Source organism: Monashia sp. HAY1-2A, from assembly GCF_056755315.1.
The window spans coordinates 1-16,454 of the sequence record NZ_JBNDHY010000103.1; the positions used below are offsets into that span (position 1 = coordinate 1).

The 16,454-nt window shown below is 72.3% G+C and carries 16 protein-coding genes; 12 read left to right on the plus strand and 4 right to left on the minus strand.

Annotated features, from left to right (window positions below):
• Nucleotides 1–102 precede the first annotated feature (102 nt).
• A complete protein-coding gene (locus ACPYOM_RS15050; protein WP_481346591.1) occupies nt 103–933 on the plus strand; it encodes an inositol monophosphatase family protein in 831 nt (276 codons plus the stop codon).
• A 198-nt stretch (nt 934–1,131) separates the two neighbouring features.
• On the opposite strand, the gene ACPYOM_RS15055 is transcribed toward ACPYOM_RS15050, so the two are convergent.
• The gene (locus ACPYOM_RS15055) at nt 1,132–1,317 is read right to left on the minus strand and encodes a hypothetical protein (RefSeq protein WP_481342994.1); all 186 of its coding nucleotides are present in this window, start codon (nt 1,315–1,317) and stop codon (nt 1,132–1,134) included.
• A gap of 329 nt (nt 1,318–1,646) precedes the next feature.
• Between ACPYOM_RS15055 and ACPYOM_RS15060 the strand changes: the two genes are divergently transcribed.
• The 5 genes from ACPYOM_RS15060 (at nt 1,647) to ACPYOM_RS15080 (ending at nt 4,569) form a co-directional block, all read left to right on the plus strand.
• Complete coding sequence (locus ACPYOM_RS15060) at nt 1,647–1,946, plus strand: DUF4193 domain-containing protein (RefSeq protein ID WP_481342995.1); 300 nt, start codon at nt 1,647–1,649, stop codon at nt 1,944–1,946.
• A 44-nt stretch (nt 1,947–1,990) separates the two neighbouring features.
• Nucleotides 1,991–2,596: a dUTP diphosphatase gene (dut, locus tag ACPYOM_RS15065; protein ID WP_481346584.1), complete on the plus strand. Its 606-nt coding sequence runs from the start codon at nt 1,991–1,993 to the stop codon at nt 2,594–2,596.
• A gap of 99 nt (nt 2,597–2,695) precedes the next feature.
• Nucleotides 2,696–3,454, plus strand: a complete 759-nt coding sequence (locus ACPYOM_RS15070) for a DUF3710 domain-containing protein (protein ID WP_481342996.1) — start codon at nt 2,696–2,698, stop codon at nt 3,452–3,454.
• Nucleotide 3,455: 1 nt separating this feature from the next.
• Nucleotides 3,456–3,842, plus strand: a complete 387-nt coding sequence (locus tag ACPYOM_RS15075; protein WP_481342997.1) for an OB-fold nucleic acid binding domain-containing protein — start codon at nt 3,456–3,458, stop codon at nt 3,840–3,842.
• The gene (locus ACPYOM_RS15080) at nt 3,835–4,569 is read left to right on the plus strand and encodes a DUF3159 domain-containing protein (RefSeq protein WP_481346585.1); all 735 of its coding nucleotides are present in this window, start codon (nt 3,835–3,837) and stop codon (nt 4,567–4,569) included. The genes ACPYOM_RS15075 and ACPYOM_RS15080 overlap by 8 nt, the downstream gene beginning before the upstream one ends.
• 24 nt (nt 4,570–4,593) lie before the next feature.
• Here ACPYOM_RS15080 and ACPYOM_RS15085 read toward each other — a convergent pair whose 3' ends face one another.
• Both ACPYOM_RS15085 and ACPYOM_RS15090 read right to left on the minus strand, forming a co-directional pair.
• Nucleotides 4,594–5,286, minus strand: a complete 693-nt coding sequence (locus tag ACPYOM_RS15085; RefSeq protein ID WP_481342999.1) for a potassium channel family protein — start codon at nt 5,284–5,286, stop codon at nt 4,594–4,596.
• Nucleotides 5,287–5,305: 19 nt separating this feature from the next.
• Nucleotides 5,306–5,968 (minus strand): potassium channel family protein, encoded by a 663-nt coding sequence (locus tag ACPYOM_RS15090; protein WP_481343000.1) that lies wholly within the window; start codon nt 5,966–5,968, stop codon nt 5,306–5,308.
• Between the two features lie 181 nt (nt 5,969–6,149).
• Between ACPYOM_RS15090 and ACPYOM_RS15095 the strand changes: the two genes are divergently transcribed.
• The 4 genes from ACPYOM_RS15095 to ACPYOM_RS15110 all read left to right on the plus strand — a co-directional run bounded on the left by ACPYOM_RS15095 (nt 6,150) and on the right by ACPYOM_RS15110 (nt 13,757).
• On the plus strand, nt 6,150–8,111 hold the full coding sequence (locus ACPYOM_RS15095) for an APC family permease (RefSeq protein ID WP_481343004.1): 1,962 nt from the start codon (nt 6,150–6,152) through the stop codon (nt 8,109–8,111).
• On the plus strand, nt 8,108–9,415 hold the full coding sequence (locus ACPYOM_RS15100; RefSeq protein ID WP_481346586.1) for a class I SAM-dependent RNA methyltransferase: 1,308 nt from the start codon (nt 8,108–8,110) through the stop codon (nt 9,413–9,415). Before ACPYOM_RS15095 ends, ACPYOM_RS15100 begins: the two co-directional genes overlap by 4 nt.
• Before the next feature lie 228 nt (nt 9,416–9,643).
• Entirely contained in the window at nt 9,644–12,427 is a 2,784-nt protein-coding gene (gene acnA, locus ACPYOM_RS15105) for an aconitate hydratase AcnA (protein ID WP_481346587.1), read from the plus strand.
• 106 nt (nt 12,428–12,533) lie between these two features.
• Nucleotides 12,534–13,757: a C39 family peptidase gene (locus ACPYOM_RS15110; protein ID WP_481346588.1), complete on the plus strand. Its 1,224-nt coding sequence runs from the start codon at nt 12,534–12,536 to the stop codon at nt 13,755–13,757.
• A gap of 56 nt (nt 13,758–13,813) precedes the next feature.
• Here ACPYOM_RS15110 and ACPYOM_RS15115 read toward each other — a convergent pair whose 3' ends face one another.
• Nucleotides 13,814–14,623 carry a VOC family protein gene (locus tag ACPYOM_RS15115; protein WP_481346589.1) on the minus strand — a complete coding sequence of 270 codons (810 nt, stop codon included), beginning with the start codon at nt 14,621–14,623 and terminating at the stop codon, nt 13,814–13,816.
• 31 nt (nt 14,624–14,654) lie between these two features.
• On the opposite strand from ACPYOM_RS15115, the gene ACPYOM_RS15120 reads away from it, so the two are divergent.
• Together ACPYOM_RS15120 and ACPYOM_RS15125 are read left to right on the plus strand one after the other, a co-directional pair.
• Nucleotides 14,655–15,023: a hypothetical protein gene (locus tag ACPYOM_RS15120; RefSeq protein WP_481342636.1), complete on the plus strand. Its 369-nt coding sequence runs from the start codon at nt 14,655–14,657 to the stop codon at nt 15,021–15,023.
• 155 nt (nt 15,024–15,178) lie between these two features.
• On the plus strand, nt 15,179–16,454 hold a 1,276-nt coding region (locus tag ACPYOM_RS15125; protein WP_481346590.1), incomplete at its 3' end, for a 1-deoxy-D-xylulose-5-phosphate synthase.

A 16,454-nucleotide genomic window follows, 5' to 3' on the forward strand; every position in this document is an offset into this window, starting at 1 on the left:
CGGTGTATAAGAGACAGACCCCACCCCCGGCCCAGCGCCCGACCCAGCGCCCGACCCAGCGCCCGACCCAGCGCCCGACCCAGCGCCGGAGCCGACCCGGGGCTGCCCGAGGGCCTCGACCTGGCCCAGCTGGAACGCACCGTCGTCGCCATCGCCACCGAGGCGTCGCGGTTCATCCGCGACGAACGCCCGGACGGCGTCGGCGTCGCGGCGACGAAGTCCACGGACACCGACGTCGTCACCGTCATGGACCGGCGCTCCGAGGAGCTGCTCCACCGGCTCATCCAGCAGGCGCGTCCGGACGACGGCATCCTCGGCGAGGAGGGTGCGGATGTCGCCGGGACGTCCGGCCTGACCTGGGTCGTCGACCCCATCGACGGGACCGTCAACTACCTCTACCGGGTCCCCGCCTACGCCGTGTCCGTCGCCGTCGTCGTCGGCGACCCCGCGGTCCACGGGGCGTGGACGCCGGTGGTGGGCGCGGTCGCCGACCCGTGCCTGCGCCTCGTCCACCACGCCCGGCGCGGCGGTGGGGCGTGGACCCGGCCCGAGGGCGCGACGCCGGACGACCCCGGGACGCGGCTCCAGGTGTCCACGGAGGACCGGCTCGGGCGCACCCTGCTCGCCACCGGTTTCGGCTACGACCCCGACAAGCGTGCGATGCAGGCGGAGGTGCTGCGGCACGTCCTGCCGCAGGTCCGCGACATCCGCCGCATCGGCAGCGCCGCCCTCGACCTCGTCCGCGTCGCCGACGGGTCCGTCGACGCCTATGCCGAGTCCGGCCTCAACGCCTGGGACCTCGCGGCCGGGTGGCTCGTCGTCGAGGAGGCGGGGGGCGTCGTCGTCGGCGCCCAGGGCGACCCCGGCAAGGAGCTGACCGTCGCGGCCGGACCCGCCCTCGTCGAGCCGGTCCGGGTCCTCTTCACGTCCTGAGCCGGCGCCGAGCCGGCCGGCCGGGAGGGCGGGGGCGTCAGGCGCCCCACGCCTTCTGGCCAGGAGTGCAGGCATCCACGATGGGTGCGTCGAGCAGCGCCCACTCGTGCGGCGGACGCGCACCTCTGGGGTAGACGCGCGTCCTCGGGGAGCCGGTCGCCCGCGGGTGCTGCTGAACCCCGGGGCCGGCGTCGGGGGTCAGGCGGCCGCGAACGGCACGAGCTCAGGGACGTGGATGTCGTTGTCCTGGGCGAGGCGGGCGAAGGACTCGAGCTCGCCGGTGTGCACGCGGACGCGGTACTCGTCGCCGGCGGCCTGCGCCTCGGCGAGCTCGTCGAGGGTGGCGCTCACGCGCTGGCGGATCTCGTCGACGAACTGGGTCATGGTGCACCTCCGGGCCGGTGGAAGGATTCGGTCGGGTCGGCAGACCCTACCGCGGCTGGGCAGCACCACTGTGCACCGGACCGGGTCGCGGAAGGGCAAAGCGGGGGTGAGCGGTTGGTCCGGAAACGGTCTTGACGGGCGGTGGCGCGGCCTGCGTCTCAGCGGGTGAATGGGCCGACGTGACATCGCGAGGATGTTCAGGCACAATCCGCGCACGCAGAGAGAAGTTCCGGGCGGGCGAGACCGGGCCTCCGGGCGGGAACAAGCGTGGCCCACCGGGCGTTCTCCGCCACACAGACGCAGGCGCACGAGGAGAAGCGAGAAACCAGATGGCAACCGATTACGACGCGCCACGCAAGACCGACGACGACCTCAGCGAGGACTCGCTCGAGGAGCTGAAGTCGCGGCGGGTCGACAAGACCTCGTCGAGCGTGGACGTGGACGAGACCGAGCAGGCGGAGGGCTTCGAGCTGCCCGGTGCCGACCTGTCCGGCGAGGAGCTGTCGGTCCGGGTCCTGCCCAAGCAGGCCGACGAGTTCACCTGTGGACAGTGCTTCCTGGTCCACCACCGCAGCCAGCTCGCCAAAGAGAGCAACGGCATGATGATCTGCACGGACTGCGCCGCCTGAGCGGAGCCGTGCGGTCGAGGCAGGAGCAAGTAGGGTCGGTCCACGTGACCGACCCTTGTGCTGTCCCGGACGCCACCGGCACCTCTCACGCCGATCTCCGTGCCGGCGCTCACACCGACGGGGGGCGCGGCGGGACCGTCGCGGTCCTGCGGCTCGACCCGGAGCTCCCGATGCCGTCGTACGCCCACCCGGGCGATGCCGGGGCGGACCTGCGCTCCCGGGTCGAGGTGACCATCGAGCCGGGCGAGCGCGTCCTCGTGCCGACGGGTGTGGCTCTGGCGCTGCCGCCCGGCCATGCCGGCTTCGTCCACCCCAGGTCCGGCCTCGCGGCCAGGCACGGCATCTCGATCGTCAACGCGCCGGGCACCGTCGACGAGGGGTATCGCGGCGAGATCCTCGTCAACCTCGTCAACCTCGACCCCCGGGAGGCGTTCACGGTCCGCCGCGGCGACCGCATCGCCCAGCTCGTCGTCCAGCGCGTCGCCCGGCCGGTGTTCGTCGCCGTGGACTCGCTCGACGAGACCGTCCGGGGTGACACTGGACACGGGTCGACCGGAGGCTTCGGTCCCGGCGACGCCGTACCGGGTCGGTCGGGCGACGCACCCGGCGCCCCGCCGACCGGGCGGGACGCCGCCACGGCGCTCCGGTGATCGGGTACGGTTCGCCGGGCGCCCACTCGGGCCCTTCGGCCAACCCACCGGCGGGCCACCGCCCAGGCCGGTCAGCAGGACTTCTAAGGACGGAATGACGTGGGACTCTTCAGCCGCGGCAAGTCGGGCAGGAACGACGACGAGGCCTTCGTCGACGACCTCGGGGGCGACGGCGGTCCCGGGAGCACCGAGGGCCTCGACGAGGACGCCCCTGCCGCTGCGCCTGCCCCCGAGGGCCCGCTCGACCGCGGCTCGGTCGCGGACGACACCGACTACCTCAACCTCGGCTCGATCTGGCTGCGTGGCCAGCAGGGCATGGAGCTGCGTCTCGAGCTGAACGAGCAGGAGCAGCAGATCGTCGGCGTGACCGCGGTCGTCGGCGAGTCGGCCGTCCAGCTGCAGGCCTTCGCCGCTCCCCGCACCGAGGGGGTCTGGGTCGAGATCCGCAACGAGATCGCCAAGAGCATCACGGACGCCGGCGGCACGGCCGAGGTCCAGACCGGGGAGTTCGGCGAGGAGCTGCTGACCCGGATGCCGCAGAACGGCCCCGACGGTCGCACCGTCTTCATGCCGGCCCGGTTCGTCGGTGTCGACGGCCCTCGCTGGTTCCTGCGCGCCGTGGTGTCCGGACGGGCGGCCATCGAGCCGGCCGCGGCCGGGCCGATCCACGAGGTCATCCGCACGGCCGTCGTCGACCGGGGTCCCGACGCGATGCCGCCGCGCGAGCTTCTCCCGCTGCGCCTGCCCGACGCCCAGCCGGGCGGCGACGACGCGTCCGGATCGCAGGAGCCGACGCCGCCCCGGGCCGAGGACCTGCGTCCGTTCGAGCGCGGACCCGAGATCACCGAGGTCCGCTGAGGTGTCCGTCCGCGGTGGCACGTTGCGCCGTCTCGCCGACCTCGTTCGCCCGTCGCACGAGCTCGAGGCGGCCGAGCTGCGCCAGGAGTCGACCGACGTGGGCGTCATCCACATCGTCGACGCCACGCTGCGCAGCCGTGCCACCGTGCGCGGCGAGATCCGCTCGGTGACGCTGCGGCCCCGGGACGAGACCCCCGCCCTGGACGCCGAGCTGTGGGACGGCACCGCGTCCCTGCACCTCGTGTGGCTCGGACGGCGGCGCATCGCCGGCATCGTCCCCGGGATCAAGATCCAGGCCACCGGCCGCATCACGCAGCAGCGCTCGGTGCTGACCCTGTTCAACCCCGCCTACGAGATCATCGGCAAGCCCGGGAGCCAGCATGGCTGACCGCGACACCGACGGCATCGCGGCGCGCGACGCCACCGCGCCGGAGCACGGTCTCGAACGAGGAGAGGCCGACCTGCGTCGGTACGACACCGTCGAGGAGCTGCTGCGCGACAAGCTGTCCGAGGCGATCGGTGGGTGGCGCGGCGCCGTCGAGTCGGCCGTGCCGACGCTCGCCTTCGCCCTCGTGTGGGCGCGGACCCAGGACCTGCGCACGTCGCTGCTCGTCGCGGCGGCGTGCGTCGCCGTGCCGCTCGTCGTGCGGCTCGTCCAGCGTCAGGACCCCCGGTTCGTCGTCTACGCCGCCGTCGGCGTCGGCATCTCGGCGTTCTTCGCCCTCCGGTCGGGCCGCGCCGAGGACGCCTTCCTGCCCGGCATGCTCCAGAACGCCGGGTTGCTGCTCCTGCTCCTCGTGACCAACCTGGCGCGATGGCCGCTCTTCGGCTTCGTCGTCGGCGTCGCCGAGCCGGAGGCGTTCGCCGAGAACCCCACGTGGTGGCGGCGGCACCGCGGGATCGTCACCGTCGCGATGCGCCTGGCGTGGGTGCTGATCGCCCTCAACGTCGTACGGCTGTCGATCATGGTGCCGCTCTACCTCGCCGAGCAGGTGGCGGCGCTCGGCGTCGCCAAGGTCGTGCTGGGCTGGCCCGCGTACCTGCTGGCCGTCACGGCGATGGGCGCCGTCCTGGTGCGCGGGCGGACGCCGATCGACCCGGGCCGCACCGCCTGAGCCGCGCCCGGGTTCGACTGCGGCTCAGACCTCGTCGTCGTCGCCCGTACGGACGCGGGCGCCGGGGGCCACGAGCTTCTGGAGCTGGACCTCCTGCTCCGTCGTCGTGATGAAGAGCAGCTCGTCGCCGACCTCCATCGCGTCGTCGGGCGTCGGGGCGAGCGGGCGCTCCTCACGGATGATGGCCACGAGGACGGTCTCGCTCGGCCAGTCGACGTCGCCCACCCGCTGGCCGGCGAACGGGCTGGCCTCGGGCAGCGTGATCTCGACCATCGAGGCGCGGCCCTGCTGGAACTCGAAGATGCGCACGAGGTCGCCGATGCTCACGGCCTCCTCGATGAGCGCCGTCATGAGGCGCGGTGTCGAGACGGCGACGTCGACGCCCCAGGACTCGTCGAACATCCACTCGTTCTTCGGGTTGTTGACGCGGGCGACGGTGCGCGGCACCCCGAACTCGGTCTTGGCGAGCAGCGACAGGACGAGGTTCGCCTTGTCGTCGCCGGTGGCGGCGACGCAGACGTCCGACTCCTCGAGCCGGGCCTCCTCGAGCGCCGCGAGCTCGCACGCGTCGGCGAGCAGCCACGACGCCTCGGGCACCCGGGAGGCCTGGACGTCGTCGGCGTCCTTGTCGATGAGCAGCACCTGGTGCCCGTTGCCGAGCAGCTCTCGGGCGATGGACCGGCCGACGCTTCCGGCTCCGGCGATGACGACGCGCATGGGTTCTCCTGTGCCGTGCTCAGCCGGCTGCCGGGGCCTGGTCGCAGACGCGCTCGACGCGGGCGAGGTCGTCGCGGGGGACGGTGAGGTGCACGAGGTCACCCTGCTGGACGACCATGTCCGGACGCGGCAGGGTGCCCTCGCCGAGGCGCGTCACGTAGGCGACCCGCGCCCCGGTCTGCTCCTCGACGTCGACGAACCGCCGCCCGATCCAGCTCTCGGCCATCGGCACCTCCGCGATGACGATCTTGCCGCTCGGGTCGGTCAGCTCGGGCACCGCGCCCTGGGGCAGGAGGCGCTGCATCATCTGGTCGGCGGTCCAGCGCACCGTCGCCACGGTCGGGATGCCGAGGCGCTGGTAGACGGCGGCACGCTGCGGGTCGTAGATACGAGCGGCCACGTGCTCGACGCCGAACGTCTCGCGGGCGACCCGGGCGGCCAGGATGTTCGAGTTGTCACCGCTGCTGACCGCCGCGAAGGCGTAGGCGTCGCGGATGCCGGCGGCGACGAGGGTGTCCCGGTCGAAGCCGACGCCGGTCACCGTCTGGCCCTCGAAGGACGTGCCGAGCCGGCGGAAGGCCGAGGCGTCGACGTCGATGATCGCGACGTCGTGACCACCCCGGCCCAGGGTGCGGGCCAGGGTCGAGCCGACGCGGCCGCAGCCCATGATGACGAAGTGCACGGACGCGACGCTACACCGTGGGCTCGCCACGCACCGTGCAGGTCCGGGCGGGTCCGGCGGCGCCGTTTCGGAGGGTGGACGACCGGCGCTGCCGTGCCGCGGAGGGGCCGGGTCGACGGCATACTCTGTCGTCGTGCCCGGAACCGGATCGCTGTTCAAGCGCCTCCTCGTCGGTCGCGCGATGCGCAGCGACAAGCTCGGCGAGACCCTGCTGCCCAAGCGGCTCGCGCTGCCGATCTTCGCCAGCGACGCGTTGTCCTCGGTCGCCTACGCGCCCGACGAGATCCTCCTCATGCTGGGCCTCGCCGGTGGCGCCTTCGTCACGACGCACAGCTGGCAGGTGACGGTCGGCGTCGTCCTCGTCATGGTCGTCGTCGTCGCCTCCTACCGGCAGAACGTGCACGCCTACCCCTCGGGGGGCGGCGACTACGAGGTGGCCACGGTCAACCTCGGGCCCAAGGCCGGGCTGACCGTGGCGAGCGCGCTGCTCGTCGACTACGTCCTGACCGTCGCCGTGTCGATCTCCTCGGGCGTGCAGAACGCCGCCACCGTCCTCGGCTTCGTGCGGGGCCACGAGGTCGTCGTCGCCGTCGGGCTCATCGTGTTCCTCACCGCGATGAACCTGCGCGGCGTGCGCGAGTCGGGCAAGGCCTTCGCGATCCCGGTGTACGCCTTCATGATCGCGATCCTCGGCATGGGTCTCTACGGCGTCCTGCAGAAGGTCACGGGCACGCTTCAGCCAGCCGAGAGCGCCGGCCTGACCCTGGTGCCGGAAGGGGGCAAGGAGCTGACCGGCCTCGCCGCGGCCTTCCTGCTCCTGCGCGCGTTCTCCTCGGGCTGCGCCGCGCTCACGGGCGTCGAGGCGATCAGCAACGGCGTCCCCGCCTTCCGCAAGCCCAAGAGCCGCAACGCCGCCTCGACGCTGCTGCTCATGGGCGGCCTGTCGATCACCATGCTCGGCTCGATCATCGCGCTGAGCATGTGGACCGGCGTCAAGGTGGCCGACGACCCGGCCACGCAGCTGCTGCGCAACGGGGCACCGGTCGGTGGGGACTACGTGCAGCACACCGTGATCGGCCAGCTCGCGAACTCGGTCTTCGCGAGCTTCCCGCTCGGCGTCGTGTTCGTCTCGATCGTCACCGGCCTGATCCTCGTCCTCGCCGCCAACACCGCCTTCAACGGCTTCCCGGTGCTCGCCTCGATCCTGGCCCGCGACGGCTACCTGCCGCGGCAGATGCACACCCGCGGTGACCGGCTCGCGTTCTCCAACGGAATCGTCATGCTCTCGGCGGCGGCGATCGTCCTCGTCATCATCTTCAAGGCCGAGGTCACGGCGCTCATCCAGCTCTACATCGTCGGCGTCTTCGTGTCGTTCACGACGAGCCAGGTCGGCATGGTGCGGCACTGGACGCGCCACCTGCGCCTCGAGCGCGACGCGAAGACGCGGGCCCGGATGGTGCGCTCGCGCGTCATCAACGCCGTCGGCGCCGCCATGTCGGCGACCGTCCTCGTCGTCGTGCTCATCACGAAGTTCCAGGCGGGCGCCCGCTACGCCATCATCGCGATGGCGATCCTCTTCCTCCTCATGCTCGGTATCCGGCGGCACTACTCGCGCGTGCGCGACGAGCTGCAGATCGACTGGAGCATCGAGCGGCCCATGCTGCCGAGCCACGTGCACGCCATTGTCTGCATCTCCAAGGTGCACAAGCCGACGTTGCGGGCGCTCGCCTACGCCCGGGCCAGCCGACCCACCTACCTCGAGGCCGTCACCGTCGATGTCGACCACGACGAGACGCAGGCCCTGCTCGCGGAGTGGGAGAAGCACGACATCCCCGTGCCGCTCAAGGTCCTCGCCTCGCCCTACCGGCAGATCACCAGGCCGATCCTGGACTACGTGCGCTCGATCCGCAGCGGCAACCCGCGCGACATCGTCACGGTCTACCTGCCGGAGTACGTCCTCGGCAAGTGGTGGGAGCAGGTGCTGCACAACCAGAGTGCGCTGCGGCTCAAGGGCCGCCTCCTGTTCACGCCCGGGGTCATGGTCGTCAGCGTGCCGTGGCAGCTGCAGTCCTCGCAGGGTGCCGAGCGCGACTGGATCGACGAGCCGCCCGTCGGAGGCTCGGTGCGCGGCGGGGCGCTGTGACGGCTCGCCGGCCGCGCGAGCGCTCGGCCGGTGGCGAGAGCCTCGCCGGCAGCCGTTGGACGCTCGAGGTGGGCCCGGTGGCGCACGGCGGGCACTGCGTGGCCCGCCACGAGGGACGCGTGGTGTTCGTCCGGCACACGCTGCCCGGGGAGCGCGTCGTGGCCGTCGTCACCGAGGGTCGTGAGGGCGACCGGTTCGTGCGCGCCGACGCCGTCGAGGTGCTCGAGGCGTCGGCCGACCGCGTCGAGCCGCCGTGCCCCTTCTCGGGCCCGGGTCGCTGCGGCGGCTGCGACTTCCAGCACGCGGCGCTCGACGCGCAGCGCCGCCTCAAGGCCGACGTCGTCCGCGAGCAGTTCGCCCGCGTCGCCCGGATGCCCGACGTCGACGTCGTGGTGCGACCGGTGCCGGGCGACGCCGAGGGTCTGCGCTGGCGCACCCGGGCGGAGTTCGCGGTCGACGCCGACGGCCGGGCGGGGCTGCGGCGGCACCGGTCGCAGGAGGTCGTGCGCATCGACGACTGCCTCATCTGCACCGAGGACGTCATCGCCTCGGGCGTCCTCGACACGGAGTGGGAGGGCTGCACGTCCGTCGACGTGGTCGACGCGGCGCACCCCGCCGAACCGGTCCTCGTGCCGGTGCCGGAGGATGCGCAGGAGAAGGGCACGGACTGGTCCGACGCCGCCGGCGGTCCGAGCGGGGGCCTCGTCGGCGAGCTCGTCCGGCAGGGCGGCTGGGAGGGCGAGTACGTCGTCGCCGCCCGCGGCTTCTGGCAGGTGCACCCCGGTGCCGCCTCGACCTTCCTGTCCCGGGTCGTCGACCTGCTCGGCGCCCGGCCCGGTGACCGCGTCCTCGACCTGTACGCCGGCTCAGGCCTGTTCACCATGCGCCTCGGTGAGCTCGTCGAGCCGGGCGGCTTCGTCCTCGGCGTGGAGGGTGACCGGGTCGCGGTCGGCAACGGCGAGCGCAACACCGAGCACCTGCCCAACGTCGAGTGGCGCGCCGGCCGCGTCGACCGCGAGCTGCGCTCGCTCGTGCGCCAGGAGGTCACGGCCGACCTCGCCGTGCTCGACCCGCCCCGCACCGGGGCCGGCAAGGACGTCATGGTGCTGCTGGCCCAGCTGGGCCCCCGGCGCGTCGTCTACGTCGCGTGCGACCCCGCGGCGCTCGCCCGCGACGTGCGCGAGGCGTCCGCCCACGGCTACTCGCTGACCGTGCTCGAGGGCTGGGACGCGTTCCCGATGACCCATCACGTCGAGTGCATCGCCGTGCTGGATCGCGTGCCCGCCGCGGCGTCCGCGCCCTGAACGGCGCGGCGTCCGCGCCCTGAACGGCGCGGCGTCCGCGCCCTGAACGGCGCGGCGTCCGCCCGCTGGACCGCGCGGCGTCCACACGGTCGCCGGGGTACGGGGAGACACGGCCCGTCCCGGCGACCAAGATGGGTCGATGGCGTGGACTGACACCCGCGCGACCGTGTGGTTAGATATATCTTGACGTCAAGATAAATCGAGCGAAGACGCTGGAAGGAGCCCGCTGTGGGCAGTGTTGACAGCTTCAAGGCCAAGGGGACCCTCGAGGTCGGTGAGCGGTCCTACGAGATCTACCGGCTCGCCGGGGTGCAGGGCCACGAGACCCTCCCGTACAGCCTCAAGGTGCTCCTCGAGAACCTGCTGCGGACCGAGGACGGCGCGAACATCACCGCCGACCACATCCGCGCCGTCGGCTCGTGGGACGAGAACGCCGACCCGGACACCGAGATCCAGTTCACGCCGGCCCGCGTGATCATGCAGGACTTCACGGGCGTGCCGTGCATCGTCGACCTCGCCACGATGCGCGAGGCGATGGCCGACCTCGGCGGCGACCCGACGAAGATCAACCCCCTCGCACCGGCCGAGCTCGTCATCGACCACTCGGTCATCATCGACGTCTTCGGCCGCGCCGACGCCTTCGAGCGCAACGTCGAGATCGAGTACCAGCGCAACCGCGAGCGCTACCAGTTCCTGCGCTGGGGCCAGACCGCGTTCGACGACTTCAAGGTCGTCCCGCCGGGCACGGGCATCGTCCACCAGGTCAACATCGAGCACCTCGCGCGCACCGTCATGGTCCGCGAGATGGACGGTGAGCGCTTCGCCTACCCCGACACGTGCGTCGGCACCGACTCGCACACGACGATGGTCAACGGCCTCGGCGTCCTCGGCTGGGGCGTCGGTGGCATCGAGGCCGAGGCCGCCATGCTCGGCCAGCCCGTCTCGATGCTCATCCCGCGGGTCGTCGGCTTCAAGCTCTCCGGCACCATCCCCACCGCGGCCACGGCCACCGACGTCGTGCTCACGATCACCGAGATGCTGCGTGACCACGGCGTCGTGGGCAAGTTCGTCGAGTTCTACGGCGAGGGCGTCTCGCAGGTGCCGCTCGCCAACCGCGCCACCATCGGCAACATGAGCCCCGAGTTCGGCTCGACGTGCGCGATCTTCCCGATCGACGACGTCACGCTCGAGTACCTCCGCCTCACCGGCCGCTCGGAGGAGAGCGTCGCTCTCGTCGAGGCGTACGCCAAGGAACAGGGCATGTGGCTGACGGCCGGTCCCGACCAGCCCGAGGCCCGCTACAGCGAGTACATCGAGCTCGACCTGTCGACGGTCGTCCCGTCGATCGCCGGCCCGAAGCGCCCGCAGGACCGCATCGCCCTGGTCGACGCCAAGGACGCCTTCCGGAAGGTGCTGCCCACCTACGTCGCGCACGACGAGGGTGACCCCGGCTCGGCCCAGTCGTTCCCGGCGAGCGACCCCGGCGAGGACAACGGCGGCGACAAGCCGCACGACGGCAACGCCGACGGCCGCCCCTCGAAGAAGGTCGCGATCAAGGACGCCGAGGGGCGCGAGTTCGAGATCGACCACGGCATCGTCTCGATCGCCTCGATCACGAGCTGCACCAACACGTCCAACCCCTCCGTCATGATGGCCGCGGCGATGCTCGCCAAGAACGCCGTCGAGAAGGGCCTCACGGTCGCCCCGTGGGTCAAGACGTCGATGGCGCCCGGCTCGAAGGTCGTCACGGGCTACTACGACAAGGCCGGCATGTGGCCCTACCTCGAGAAGCTCGGCTTCCACCTCGTCGGCTACGGCTGCACGACGTGCATCGGCAACTCGGGCCCGCTCAACGACGAGATCTCTGCGGCCATCAACGACGCCGACCTCGCCGTCACCTCGGTCCTGTCGGGCAACCGCAACTTCGAGGGTCGCATCAACCCCGACGTCAAGATGAACTACCTCGCGAGCCCGCCGCTCGTCATCGCCTACGCCCTCGCCGGCACGATGGACTTCGACTTCTCGTCGGAGCCGCTGGGCAAGGACACCGACGGCAACGACGTCTTCCTCGAGGACATCTGGCCCGCCCCGGCCGACGTCGAGCGCACCATCGGCGAGAGCATCAGCCAGCAGATGTTCACCGACGACTACGCCGACGTCTTCGCCGGTGACGAGCGCTGGCGCTCGCTGCCGACGCCCGAGGGTGACACGTTCGCCTGGGACGATGAGTCGACCTACGTGCGCAAGCCCCCGTACTTCGAGGGCATGTCGATGGAGACCACCCCCGTGACCGACATCGAGGGCGCCCGCGTGCTGGCCAAGCTCGGTGACTCGGTGACGACCGACCACATCAGCCCGGCCGGTGCGATCAAGACCGACAGCCCCGCCGGCCGGTACCTGGCCGAGCACGGCATCGAGCGCAAGGACTTCAACTCCTACGGTTCCCGCCGTGGCAACCACGAGGTCATGATCCGCGGCACGTTCGCCAACATCCGCCTCAAGAACCTGCTTCTCGACGGCGTCGAGGGCGGCTTCACCCGCGACTTCACCGCCGGCGGCGAGCAGACGACGATCTACGACGCCGCGCAGAGCTACGCCGCCGCGGGCACGCCCCTCGTCATCCTCGCCGGCAAGGAGTACGGCTCCGGCTCCTCGCGCGACTGGGCGGCCAAGGGCACCCGGCTCCTCGGCGTGCGCGCCGTGGTCGCCGAGAGCTACGAGCGGATCCACCGCTCCAACCTCATCGGCATGGGTGTCATCCCACTCCAGTTCCCGGCGGGGGAGAACGCCGACTCGCTCGGCCTCGACGGGACCGAGACCTTCGCGATCTCGGGCATCACCGAGCTGAACGAGGGCCGCACGCCGCGGACGGTGAAGGTCACCGCCACCAAGGACGGCGGCGAGGCCGTCGAGTTCGACGCGGTCGTGCGCATCGACACCCCCGGTGAGGCCGACTACTACCGCAACGGCGGCATCCTCCAGTACGTGCTGCGCTCGCTCGTCGCGAGCTGAGCAGGGGGAGGCGTCGCGAGGCGCCGCCCGTCCGGGCCCGGCCACCGTCTCTCGGTGGCCGGGCCCCGACGCGTCACCGGCGTTCCGGTGGTGGCATGCTCGACGGGTGAGCGACCGACACGCGTCCCTGACCCTGTGGGAGTCCGGGTTCCGGTGGGCCCGTGCTCCGCACGTCGCCTACCGCGACGTGCACGTCGCCGATGCCGCCGTCGTCACCTATGCCGCCAGCGTCTGGGAGTCGCCCGTCGTCGAGCTCCCTTTCGCCGCAAGGGAGCTCATTCCGTCGTGGAACGCGCGGACGCCCGCAGGCACGTGGCTGCACGTCGAGGGCCGCGTCGGTGACGCCGCCGGTTGGACGCCGTGGGTCACCTTCGCCCGGTGGGCCGAGGACGACCCGGACGGGCAGGCACCGATGACACGCACGACGGTGCGCGGCCAGCAGCTCGACGCGGGCGCCGTCGCCGCCGACACGTGGCGCTCGGCGCCGGGGCGCGCCTTCGAGCGGTGGCAGCTGCGGCTCACGGCCCTCGCCACCGCCGAGGCCCTCGAGGCCGACGAGGCCGCCGACGCCCTCGAGGGCGTCGAGGCGGCTCGGGTCGGCGTCCCGTCGGGGACGCCTGTCGGGGGCGTCACGGTGTCGCTGGCCGGGGCCGTGGCCTCGCGCTTCGCCATCGCGGCGGACGCTCCGACGAGCCGCCCCGGCGCCGCCCGTGGCCAGGAGGTCCCGGTGCCCCCGTACTCCCAGCGGCTGCACCTCGACACGTTCCCGCACTGGGACGAGGGCGGCCAGTCCTGGTGCTCGCCCACGTCGACGACCATGCTCCTCGAGCACTGGGGGTCGGGGCCCAGCGCCGAGGAGGCCGCCTGGGTGGGCCATGACGTCGATCCCGTCGTCGTCCACGGGGTGCGCCGGGTCTTCGACCGCTCGTACGGCGGAGCCGGAAACTGGGCCTTCAACACGGCGTACGCGGGGACCCGCGGCCTTCGGGCCTACGTGACGCGGCTGCGGGACCTCAGCGAGGCCGAGGCGTTCGTCGCGGCGGGCGTGCCGCTCGTCGTCTCGGTGACCTTCCGCGAGGGCGAGCTCGATGGTGCCGGCTACGAGACGAGCGGTCACCTCCTCACCGTGGTCGGGTTCACCGAGGGCGGCGACGTCGTGTCGAACGACCCGAACTCCCACCGCGTCGCGCGCAACGACGAGGTGCGCACCGTGTACCGGCGCGACCAGTTCGAGCGGGCCTGGCTCGGCACGAACGGTGGCCTGGCCTACGTCATCCACCCCCACGGCGTCGCCCTGCCGACGCCGCCCGCCGAGGCGAACTGGGCCTGAGAGCACGTGCCGCCGTCGGCCGCACCCGGGGAGACCGACGCCCGGGCGGATAGCGCTCAGGCGCCGTGCGGGTCGCGGTCGGTGACGCAGTAGCGCGAGCCACCGGGGTCGCGCAGCACGGTCCACCCGCCGCCGGGGTCACCGAGGACCTCCGCGCCGAGCGACACGTGGCGCGCGACCTCGGCCGTACGGTCGTCGCAGGCCAGGTCCAGGTGCGCGGTCACGGCATGGCCGTCCGCCACGCCCGCCCTGCCGTGCGTCCGGTCGTCGGCGACGGTGTCGAGACGCTGGAGCAGGAACCGGATCGGCATCCCAGCCGGGCGCTCGAGGTGGTGGAACTCCGGCCGGCCGGCGGACCGACGGAGCCGCCAGCCGGTCAGCTCCGACCAGTACCGGCACTCGGCCTCGTGCGCGTCGGGCGGGATGTCGAGGCACACCTGGTCGACGATGCTCTCGTGCCCGCGCGGCCACCGGACCGCCGTGGGACGCACGTGCTCGCCGTCCGGCACGAGGCAGTGGACGAAGCCGCCGGGGGAGGCGAGCACGACGTAGCCGTGGGGCGACCGGTGCAGGAGCGTGGCCCCGACATCGACCGCACGGCGGGCGGCCACCGAGGGGGAGTCCACGTGCAGGTCCACGTGCAGCGACGGGCCGGTGGCGCTGGCCCCGCCGGTGCCGGTCCGCTGCACGGCGAGGTACGGGTCGCCGTCCTCGGGCAGCAGGCTGACGAACTCGCCCTCGACCCCGCGCGCCGTCGACACCGCGGACGCCGAGACCGCCGACCAGAACCGGACGACCGCGTCGTGCACCGCCGGTGGCACGTCGAGGAACGCGGTGACCCACGAGACCGCCCACAGTGTCGTCATGCCCCGAGCGTAGGCGAGGCAGACTGGGGACATGTCCGCCCACACCCCGCCCGGCTGGCCCCCGGGCGTGCCGCCGGCCCAGGCCCCCGGCTGGCAGGAGCGGGCCGTGCTGTGGCTGCTCGACCAGTGCCCACCGGACTACCGCTCCTACGGTGGCTGGCGCCGCCACCCGGTCGCGCTCGCGTGGATCACGTGCCGACACCTCGAGGGGCAGGTGAGCGCGACGCGCGACGCGTGGCGCGAGGCCCGCGTCGCTCTCGGACCACACGTGCCCGCCGAGGCCCTCGCGGAGATCCTGTCCGAGATCGAGGCCGAGGGCATCCGGCTGGTCGCAGCCACCCGGTCAGCCCGCCTGCTCCACGAGGCGCTGCAGGGCAAGGTCTTCGCACCCCGGCTCTGACGGTGACCGCTGCGTGAGGATGATGTGAGGGTCGCGTGCCGGCCCGCCTGCACGTTTTCGCGTGCTCGGTCGTTGCACCTAGACTCGATCGACGCGCATGCCCGACGTGTCGAGAACCCGACGACGCGGCACCGACTTCGAGAGGACGACCCAGCGTGGCCCTGCTGGAGACAATCACGAGCCCGGCGGACCTCAGGGCGCTGCCGGCCGAGCGGCTGCCGGCGCTGGCCGAGGAGATCCGTACCTTCCTCGTGACCGAGGTCTCCAAGACTGGTGGACACCTCGGTCCGAACCTCGGCGTCGTCGAGCTGACCATCGCCCTGCACCGCGTCTTCGACTCGCCGCGGGACGCCGTCGTCTTCGACACGGGTCACCAGTCGTACGTGCACAAGCTGCTCACCGGGCGGCGCGACTTCAGCAAGCTCAAGAAGCAGGGCGGCCTCTCGGGCTACCCCAGCCGCGCCGAGTCCGAGCACGACGTCGTCGAGAACTCCCACGCCTCCACGGCGCTGTCGTGGGCCGACGGCATCGCCAAGGGGCGCCGCCTGCGCGGTGAGAAGGGTCGGCACGCCGTGGCCGTCATCGGTGACGGCGCCCTGACCGGCGGCATGGCCTGGGAGGCGATCAACAACATCGCCGTCGACAAGGACCTGCCGCTCGTCATCGTCGTCAACGACAACGAGCGCTCCTACGCGCCCACCATCGGGGGGCTGGCCGACCACCTGGCGACGCTGCGGACGACGCGCGGCTACGAGCGCTTCCTCGACTGGGGCAAGCGCTCCCTGGCGCGCACACCCGTCGTCGGTGGCGCGATGTTCGAGACGCTGCACGGCGTCAAGAAGGGCATCAAGGACATCGTCGCGCCGCAGGGGATGTTCGAGGACCTCGGCCTCAAGTACCTCGGGCCCGTCGACGGCCATGACGAGCAGGCCGTGGAGCGCGCGCTGCGCAAGGCGCGCGACTTCGGCGGTCCGGTCCTCGTCCACGTCATCACCCAGAAGGGTCGCGGGTACCAGCCGGCCCTCGACGACGTCGCCGACCACATGCACGGCATCGGCAAGATCAACCCCGAGACCGGCCTGCCCTTCGAGGTCTCGGGCCGCATCTGGACCGACGAGTTCAACGACGAGATGGTTGCCGTCGGGGCCGAGCGCCCCGACGTCGTGGCGATCACCGCCGCCATGCTCATCCCCGTCGGCCTCGACGGCTTCGCGGCCGCCTACCCCGACCGCGTCTTCGACGTCGGCATCGCCGAGCAGCACGCCGTGACGATGGCCTCGGGGCTGGCCTACTCCGGCCTGCACCCGGTCGTCGCCGTCTACGCCACCTTCCTCAACCGGGCCTTCGACCAGCTGCTCATGGACTGCGCCCTCCACCGGGCGGGAGTGACCTTCGTCCTCGACCGGGCCGGCGTCACCGGCAGCGACGGTG